Origin of the sequence: uncultured Megasphaera sp. (assembly GCF_958350005.1) — a bacterium.
In the GTDB taxonomy this organism is placed as follows: Bacteria; Bacillota; Negativicutes; order Veillonellales; family Megasphaeraceae; genus Megasphaera.
On record NZ_CATWFF010000120.1, the window covers coordinates 1 to 6274 of the forward strand.

General features: G+C 52.5%; 6 protein-coding genes and 1 riboswitch. All 6 genes read left to right on the top strand.

Annotation, left to right across the window (positions count from 1 at the left end; translation table 11 throughout):
• Positions 1-10 precede the first annotated feature (10 nt).
• A riboswitch (SAM riboswitch) is annotated at positions 11-108 on the top strand.
• A gap of 68 nt (positions 109-176) precedes the next feature.
• On the top strand, positions 177-425 hold the full coding sequence (locus tag Q3886_RS07540) for a ferredoxin family protein (RefSeq protein WP_301860695.1): 249 nt from the start codon (positions 177-179) through the stop codon (positions 423-425).
• Positions 422-2101 carry an FAD-binding protein gene (locus tag Q3886_RS07545; protein WP_301860696.1) on the top strand — a complete coding sequence of 560 codons (1680 nt, stop codon included), beginning with the start codon at positions 422-424 and terminating at the stop codon, positions 2099-2101. Before Q3886_RS07540 ends, Q3886_RS07545 begins: the two co-directional genes overlap by 4 nt.
• A gap of 21 nt (positions 2102-2122) precedes the next feature.
• The gene (locus tag Q3886_RS07550; RefSeq protein ID WP_301860697.1) at positions 2123-2905 is read left to right on the top strand and encodes an ABC transporter permease; all 783 of its coding nucleotides are present in this window, start codon (positions 2123-2125) and stop codon (positions 2903-2905) included.
• Positions 2906-2917: 12 nt separating this feature from the next.
• Positions 2918-3694: an ABC transporter ATP-binding protein gene (locus Q3886_RS07555; RefSeq protein WP_301860699.1), complete on the top strand. Its 777-nt coding sequence runs from the start codon at positions 2918-2920 to the stop codon at positions 3692-3694.
• Positions 3695-3704: 10 nt separating this feature from the next.
• Positions 3705-4733 (top strand): ABC transporter substrate-binding protein, encoded by a 1029-nt coding sequence (locus Q3886_RS07560; protein ID WP_301860700.1) that lies wholly within the window; start codon positions 3705-3707, stop codon positions 4731-4733.
• 203 nt (positions 4734-4936) lie between these two features.
• Positions 4937-6235 carry an RNA polymerase factor sigma-54 gene (gene rpoN / locus Q3886_RS07565; RefSeq protein WP_301860701.1) on the top strand — a complete coding sequence of 433 codons (1299 nt, stop codon included), beginning with the start codon at positions 4937-4939 and terminating at the stop codon, positions 6233-6235.
• Positions 6236-6274 lie beyond the last annotated feature (39 nt).

Consider the following 6274-nt stretch of genomic DNA (forward strand, 5'->3'; position numbering starts at 1 on the left):
GTTAAATATTCATTCATCGAGAGCGGCGGAAGGACTGGCCTTATGATGTCGCGGCAACCTGCATGTACAGGTGCTAAATCCAGCAGGAGTGATCCTGAGAGATGAGCGATAGAATACATGGTATTGACGCTGTTCTCAGGGACAGTGTTATTTTTTTGGAAAGAAGGAATCTCTGTATGCCGCCTATTATTAATCGTTCCTTATGTATCCGCTGCGGGACGTGTGCGCAGATCTGTCCCCTTGATGTCATTCGCGTCAGGCGCGGTGAAGGACGCCGTATTGTCGATGTCCTGGTGAAGTATCCCTATGAATGCTGGCATTGTCTGGCCTGTGTCAAAGATTGCCCCAAAGAGGCTATTACCATGCGGTATCCGTTATCGCATATGATGCTGACTATGGATGTGCCAGGGAAGGAGCAGGGATGATGAAGTTAAGAGATCACAACAAGGTTATTCAGACGGATTTTCTGATTATTGGCGGCGGTATTGCCGGTCTGGAAGCTGCCATTACGGCAGCGGGACTGGGAATTTCCGCAGCCGTTGCTGAAAAGGCTGATACGCGGCGGTCCGGCAGCGGCGCCAACGGCAACGATCACTACATGTGTTATATTCCCGAATGTCACGGTAATGATTTTGACCTGGTTATACGCGAGATTCGCCAGACTATGGAAGGGCCCTGGCAGGACCTGGATATGCTGCGGAAAATGATGCGCCGCAGCTTTGAAATCGTCCAGGAATGGGAGTCCTTTGGCATTACCATGCGGCCTACAGGAAAATGGCATTTTGAAGGCCATACCCTTCCGGGACGGCAGCGGTATCACCTGAAATATGACGGCAGCAAACAGAAGGGCATTCTGACCAAAGAAGCGCTGAAGCGGGGAGCGAAGATCTATAATAAGGTATTTATTAATGATATTCTCTGCAATGACGCCGGCCGGGCTGTCGGTGCCGTCGGCTTTTCCCTGGCTGATGATGAACCGGAACTGCTCGTGTTTCAGGCCAAAGCCGTCCTGGTAGCAACGGCGCAGGCCATGCGCATGTATCCTCACGGTAATCCGGCATATATCTTTAATACCCACAGCTGTCCGGCCGCTGCCGGCGGCGCCGTCATTGCCTACCGGGCCGGCGCCAGACTGGTCAATCTGGACGTTCCCTATATTCATGCCGGCATTAAAGGCTTTCACCGTTCCGGCAAGGCTACGTGGATTGGCGTCTTGTCTGATATTAACGGCAAGTCTATCAGCCCCTTCTGCAGCAAGCCGAACCGGGAAACAGGCGACCCCATGATGGACGTATTCCCGGGAATTTTTGGCGAACGCCTCCAGAAAGGGACAGGGCCGACGTACATGAACTGTACAGACTGTACGCCCGAAGACCTGGCTTATCAGGAAAAGGCCTTCCGCAGTGAAGGCATCGATTCCATTACGGACTACTGCCGGCAGAAGGGCATTGACCTGTCGAAGACGATGGTGGAATTTGGCACGTATGACTATTCGCTGGCTCAGCGGGGCATTGAAATCGATCTGAACGCAGCGACCAATGTTCCCGGCATCTATGCTGCCGGTATTTGCTGCGGCAATGTGCGGGGCAACGTAACCAATGCTTCCGTATGGGGCAAAGTTGCTGCTGAATCGGCAGCAGCCTATGTGCGCACCGTGTCAGAAGAAGATGTCTCGGCTCATCCCCGTATTGAAGAGCGCCGGAAGCTGTACGAAACCTTTCTGCACCGTGCAGAAGGGGCCCACTGGCTGGAAGCAAACTCGACGCTCCAGCAGATTATGGGAACCTACGTCGGCCTTTCCGTCCGGTCTGACACGATGATGACGGCTGGCCTGAAATACCTGGGCGATCTGCACCGGTTCGGCCTGGCTGAATTTAAATGCGAAGACGCTCATGAACTGATGCGGACCATGGAAGTTCTCGATTTGATTGAACTGGCCCAGGCCGTGGCCCTTACGTCGCGGAACCGCCGGGAAACGCGGGGCCATCATAAACGGGTGGACTATACGTATACCAATCCGCTTCTGCAGGATATGTTTCAGACGATCTGCAGAACAGCAGACGGTCAGGTGGAAATGAAGTTTCGCCCCATGCGAACATAACAGAAAGAAGGTATCATAGGGATGACTCAGAAAAAGGCATTTTATTTTTCGTCCCGGACAGTGGATATTATCAATTATCTGCTCTTTCCGGCCATTATCTTGCTCATATGGTTTTATGCGACGACAGAAGGTCATGTTTCAGAACTCCTCATGCCGTCCATTCCGTCGGTTGCTGCCAATATTGGCGACCAAATCCATACGGGACAGCTGCAGAAGGATATTTTAATCAGTCTGTCCAGCGTCCTGCGGGGGTATTTCCTGGGGGCCGCTCTGGCCATCGTCATTGGCGTGGCCATGGGCCTGTCAGCGCGGTCCAATAAATTTTTTGCCCTGGTTATGGACAGTATCCGCCAGGTTCCGGGCCTGGCCTGGTTTCCCTTGATTATTTTATGGTTTGGCGTCGGCGACATGGCCAAAATCGTCCTCGTTGCCCGCGGAGCCTTCTTCCCTGTGCTGATTAACACCATTCACGGCGTCCAGGGAATTAATCCGGCTTACCGCGATTTAATCCGCCTCTATCATGTCAAGCGGTGGGATGTCATTACGAAATTATATATCCCGTCGGCCCTTCCCTTTGTCTGCACAGGCCTGCGGCTCGGCGCCGGCATGGCCTGGATGTCCGTCGTCGCTGCTGAAATGATGGGCGCTACGTCGGGCCTGGGGTTCCGCATCATTACGGCCCAGCAGCTGATGAAATCCAACATCCTCATTGCCGATATTATCGTCATTGGCATACTGGGCTGGATTCTGGACTATGGACTGAAGACGATTTCCCGTAAAGCCCAGTCCTGGAAAGATGCATAAAGGAGACAGACTATGATGGATAAAAAAGATATTGTCATCGAGAATCTGGAAAAATCATATATCGTAAACGGGGAAAAGCGGACGGTCATTCAGGGCCTGAACCTGACCATTCACGACGGTGAATTTATCAGCATCATCGGCCACAGCGGCTGCGGAAAAAGTACGCTCCTGCGCATTATTGCCGGCCTGGATACCCATCAGAGAGGGACCATTTCCCTGGGGGGCCAGCCCATTACCGGGCCGGGCACAGACCGGGGCATGGTCTTTCAGGACCATCGCCTGCTGCCGTGGCTTACGGTGTACGATAATATTGCCTTTGGCTACTATGAAGGCACGGCAGAAGAACGGGATGAACAGATTATGAAAAACATCCGCCTCGTCGGGCTGGAAGGGTTTGAAGATGCCTATCCTCATCAGCTGTCCGGCGGCATGTCCCAGCGGGCTTCTATTGCCCGGGCACTGCTCCATAAGCCGCAGGTACTTCTTCTGGACGAACCGTTCGGCGCCCTCGATGCCCTGACGAGAATGCAGATGCAGAACGAAATGCTGCGGATTTGGGAAGAAGAAAAGACGACCATGATTTTGGTCACTCATGATATTGATGAAGCCATTTATCTGAGCGACCGCATTGTCGTACTGGACCGCAATCCGGCTCATGTAAAAAAGATTCTGCCCTGTACGCTGCCCCATCCGCGCAAACGAACGAACCCCGATTTTGCACAGATGCGCAATGTCGTATACCGCAACTTCTTTGATGAAGGTAATGAATATATTGAATATATGATTTAACGAGGGTGCTATGAGAAGAAAACGCAGAAATTATGTCACCTGGATCGTATCTGCCGTCATATCAGTCGTACTGATTGCCATTATGTGGCTCGGTGCTGATATGAGCCGCAATGGCCGCATGCTGAAGTTTGGCTATGTAGCCGTCAACAGCGACGTCATATCCGGGCTGACCGGCATTGCCATTGATCAGGGATATATGGCAGAAGAATTGAATAAAGTGCATGCTGAGTTCCAGCCCATGCCCTTTGCCAAAGGCGGCCCGGCAGTCAATCAGGCGCTGGCCGGCGGCAACATCGATATGGCCCAGCTCGGCGAAGTCCCGGCTGCTGTGGCGAAATCGCGGGGAGCAGAAACGACGCTGATTGACGTGCAGCCCCTGGATTACTCGACTCATATTGTGACGCGAAAGGGTCTGGGAGCCCAGTCTGTCCGCGAGTTAGCCGGGAAAACCGTGGCTGTTCAGTTTGGGTCATCTCAGCATATTGTACTGCTGAAGCTGCTGCAGCAGAACGGCCTGACCGAAACGGATCTGCATCTGATTAACATGACTGAAGTAGATGCGGCCACAGCGGTGTCGACAGGCAGCATTGATGCTGCTGTAACGACGGCTGCCAAGGGCTTTCTGCTGGCTCAGGCCGGCAACGCCGACGTCCTTTTCGACACGAAAGGCCATCCGGAATTGTCCCGCCTGACCGTATTTGTCGTGCGGTCGCAGTTTGCCAGGGAACATCCGGAAATCCTGACAGCCTATTACCGGGCTCTCCTCCGGGCCAGGGAGTATATCAAAAACCATCCGGAAGATATGCGGGCTCTGTATATCAAGGCCGGAACGGACTCATCCGTTATTGATACGGTATATCCGCAGCTGACCGATTACGGCACTGATGTAGGCGCTAAGGACGAGAATTTGCAGCGATACAGCGGAATTATCCAGTTCCTGCAGCAGCGCCAGGTCATTGATACTCCTGTTGATATATCGCAGTGGTACAATGGGGAGTATTATCAGAACGCACTGAATGAAATGTCTTCGTCTTCATAAGGATGCTCAAATCGCCGGGAGAATAATGGCGCCATTATTCTCCCGGCGATTTTTTAAACCTTTTTGCAGGTCTATGTCCTTTTTATATGCATATCGCTGCAGATATGCTGAATTTATATATGTGAAAATGCGAACAACCTTTGACGATACGGTCTGACCATGGGACAATAGAGACAGAATGAATCGGATGAGGATGAACAGGTATGGCCAAGGTAGCATTAAAACTCGAGCAAAAACTGAAGATATCGCAGCTGCAGAAGTTGACGATTCAGCTCATGACGCTTCACGGACAGGACCTGCAGGAGTATCTGCAGGCTCAGGTCACGGAAAACCCTCTGCTGGATATTCGCTATCCTGATGTGCGGTCTGGAAGGGGACCGATGAAGGACGAACGGCCTATAGGCAATCTCCGCAGCCGCGGCGAGTCCCTGGAAGAGATGCTCATGAAAGAACTGCGCCAGCAGGATGTGCCGAAACCGGTATTGCTGGCTGCCGGTCTGGTGATACAGTCGCTGGATGAGAAAGGTTTTTTTACGGGATCCTTAGAAGACCTGGGGCAGTCCTGTCATCTGAGCAGGAGGGATATGGAAGAAGGACTTCAGCTGGTACAGTCTTTTGAGCCCCCGGGAATTGGCGCCCGTTCCATTCAGGAAGCCCTGCTTATTCAGGCCCGGCGTCATGACGGGACTCCGCCGGGGACAGAAAGGCTTCTGCAGGAGCATTATGACGACTTCATTCACGGCCGCTGGCAGCGCATTGAAAAGGCACTGAAACTGGGCGCTCATGAACTGGATAGTATTCGTCATTTTCTGAAAGGCTTATCGCTGCAGCCGGCTTCCCCTGTTTGTGAACAGACGAACTATGTACGGCCTGATGTGGAACTGGTATGTCAGGATGGAACCGTGTCTGTCCGGTCTCTGGAAGAGCTGCCGGAAGTGTTCTTTCGCGATGATTTATATGCCCTGTATGACGGCGCCGGCGATGGGGCGGCAAAGGCCTTTATCCGCAAGGCCCGGCGGGGTTTTCTGGATCTGCAGACTGCTCTGGCCTGGCGCTGGCAGTCAGTCGTCGCTGTCATGGAGTGTATTGCCCGGCATCAGGAAAACTTTTTTCTCCACGGCCATTCCCTTCGCCCTCTGTCGCAGCTGGATATTGCAGCCCATACGGGACTGAGTACGGCTACGGTCAGCCGGGTCTGCCGGAACCGGTACGTCTTGTTTGCCTCGAAAACCTATGCTGTACAGGATTTTCTGGCCCAGGCCTATCGCTGCAGCAGTCATGAAGAAGGCTGCATTTCGGATAAGGCTATTATGGAAAAGATTTCCTCTTTTATTGCCCGTGAAGAAGCAGCTCATCCCTGGTCCGATCAGGAGATTGCCGAGTATCTGCTGGGAGAACAGATTCAAATCGCCCGGCGAACAGTGGCAAAATTCCGATTCAGAATGAATATTCCCAACAGCTGTATGCGAAAAAGAATAAAGAAAAGACGATTGTATCCTTAAGGTGGATTGAAGTGTGAAAGATAAAGCACTATACTATAT